The following is a 2331-nucleotide window of genomic DNA, read 5'->3' as shown; positions in this document are numbered from 1 at the left end:
AGTTCACCGGACTGGTCTTACGGGACGGCCGGCCATGTGTGCCACTGCTCTTCCGTAGCGAGGGCAAACGTGTCCGGTGACGGTTCCCCATATGGGATGCACGCCACCTCTCGGTCAACTGACCGGATCTCCGCCGCTCAGGTGGGCGAAGTGGCGACGGACGATGGTGGCGGCGCGGTGCGGCGGCATCCGGTCGGGCTCGGAGGCTCGAGCGACTGCGAGACCGTCGAGGACGGCGAGCAGATGCCCGGCCTCCTCGGCCGCGTCGAGCTGTGGGAAGAGGTCGGCGATGAGGCCGCGCAGGTAGTTCTCGGTCAGTGACCATTCGGCAGCGAAGGCATCGGCGACGGCGCCACACTGCGTAGCCTTCGCCGCGAACCACAACCAGACGATCGTGGCGTTAGTGTCCCCGGCCTCCCCATCGGGAGCCTCAATCGCGTTGGCCAGGAGTTGACAGAAGGCGAGGAATGCAGCAGTTGCCCCCTCCTCGGCCAGCACCCGATGGGTCAACTCTCCAGCACGCAACTTGAACTGGGCGGTTACGTGATTGGCGGCGGCGACCAACAGAGCATCCTTGGTGGCGAAATGATACTGAACGGCACCAATAGAGACACCTGCCTCGGCAGCCACTCGCCGGACTGACAGGCCGTCGAGACCGTCACGGACCAGCACTTGCACGACAGCGTCCATCACTAGCTCCCGGACGGAGTTGCGGCCACTCCTGGTCATTGCTACGGTTTCCATACGCTCGTATGGTACATGAGGGGGACGTAGTGAATCGATACCGCGCCGGAGCCGTGGCTTGGATGGCCAGCGCTGTGATTTTCCCTGTGCAGCTGCTGGTCGCGCTGCGGTGGCCCCAGGGGTACTCGGTGGCGCGCAACGCCATCAGCGACCTCGGGGTCGTCGGTTGTGGGCAATTCTCTGAACAGGGCCAGCAGGTGCGCGATGTTTGCTCTCCATGGCATCCGCTATTCAATGCCGGCATGGCCGCATCCGGTGTGCTGATCATGATCGGCGCGATCTTGATGTACGGCTGGTGGGACAGCCGCTCAGGTCGAGCTGGGATGATCTTGATGGCGCTGACCGGGCTCTTGGTCTCGATCGTCGGCCTGGCGCCGTGGGACATATATCCCGGGGCGCACGATAGTGCCGCATTCGGCCAAGCGGTCGCACAGTGGCTGGCAATGGGCATACTCGCCGCAGCCGCTGGGCCGGGGCGCTTCCGCCAGCTCACAATCGTGGCCTTGGTGGTGTCAATAGTCGGGTTCGCAGCGTTCCTCGCGGCGCTGGAGGGGGCCGAGGTGCCTTGGTTGGGGCTCGGCGGCACCGAACGGATCTCCTTTGACACGCTTAGCCTCTGGACGGCCCTTGCCGGTGTAGCTCTCATGACAGGCCGCGGAGTTCGCGATAAGGCTCCAACCAGCGCCTGCTGAAAGATCGTCGGTCCAAAACAGAAGAAGGCTCACCGTTCCCGCTACGTGTTGGCGATCGTCTTGCGGGACGCCGTCCCGCAGTCATCGCTCCGGAGCCACAGCGGCAGGCCGCCATCGAGCGTCGGAAGATCCCCGCCAATGAGCGGACGAAGTCACAGTCCAAAACGGCCGATCTGGCACAGATCTGCTGACTCGGGTATACCCCACGGCGACAGGCTGGCCACCCGGCGCGGAGCCGAGGGCGCCGAGTAGTCAGGTGGGGCAAACTGGCTTCATGAACGAAAAGGGCGAGGGACAGCAGCTACTGCACATCGGTGCGGTCGCTGAGCGCACGGAGCTCAGCCTGCGGACACTGCGTCACTACGACGAGATCGGGTTGGTCAACCCGTCCGAGCGCAGCGAGGGCGGATTCCGTCTCTACTCCGAATCCGACGTCGAGCGGATCCTGCTGATCCGTCGGATGAAGCCGCTGGACTTCACGCTCGAGCAGATGCGCGAGCTTCTAGACATCACCCACGATGTCGCCCAACCCGACGCACCGATCGAAGCTCGACAGAAGCTGCAAGAGATCGAGGCGATCGCGATCGAGCGGCGCAGCGCGCTGGAGAAGAAGGTCGCGATGGCCGATGAGTTCCTCTCGCGCCTCCGCGACCTCTCCACCCCCACCCGCCAGGACGACACGGAGACGCGGGAGGCCTGACGCCAGGGCGGAACGTGACTCAGACCTCGTATCCACGAAATGAAAGCTCACGTAACGTGAGGGTTAGAAATTGAGCCCCCCACGGAAACGTTCCGTGCCGCCGGGGCCCATCCCTCCCCCACGCTAGGACTCCCCGTGACTTCCCTCAGCACTGCACCCGTCGACAGCGCACACCAACACTCCCAACAGCAGCCG

The 2331-nt window shown here is 64.4% G+C and carries 3 protein-coding genes; 2 read left to right on the top strand and 1 reads right to left on the bottom strand.

Features of this window, described 5'->3' with window-relative positions; all coding sequences use genetic code 11:
- Positions 1-114: 114 nt before the first annotated feature.
- Positions 115-690, bottom strand: coding sequence for a TetR/AcrR family transcriptional regulator (locus ACT3TZ_RS15050; protein WP_444584225.1), 576 nt, complete (start codon positions 688-690; stop codon positions 115-117).
- 116 nt (positions 691-806) lie between these two features.
- Here ACT3TZ_RS15050 and ACT3TZ_RS15045 point away from each other — a divergent pair, with 116 nt between their 5' ends.
- Both ACT3TZ_RS15045 and ACT3TZ_RS15040 read left to right on the top strand, forming a co-directional pair.
- Positions 807-1436, top strand: coding sequence for a DUF998 domain-containing protein (locus tag ACT3TZ_RS15045; protein WP_444584224.1), 630 nt, complete (start codon positions 807-809; stop codon positions 1434-1436).
- A gap of 274 nt (positions 1437-1710) precedes the next feature.
- Positions 1711-2136: a MerR family transcriptional regulator gene (locus tag ACT3TZ_RS15040; protein ID WP_444584223.1), complete on the top strand. Its 426-nt coding sequence runs from the start codon at positions 1711-1713 to the stop codon at positions 2134-2136.
- Positions 2137-2331: the final 195 nt, after the last annotated feature.

Source organism: Brachybacterium sp. AOP25-B2-12, assembly GCF_052378625.1.
Classification (GTDB): Bacteria; Actinomycetota; Actinomycetes; order Actinomycetales; family Dermabacteraceae; genus Brachybacterium.
This window is presented reverse-complemented; position numbering and strand designations above follow the sequence as displayed.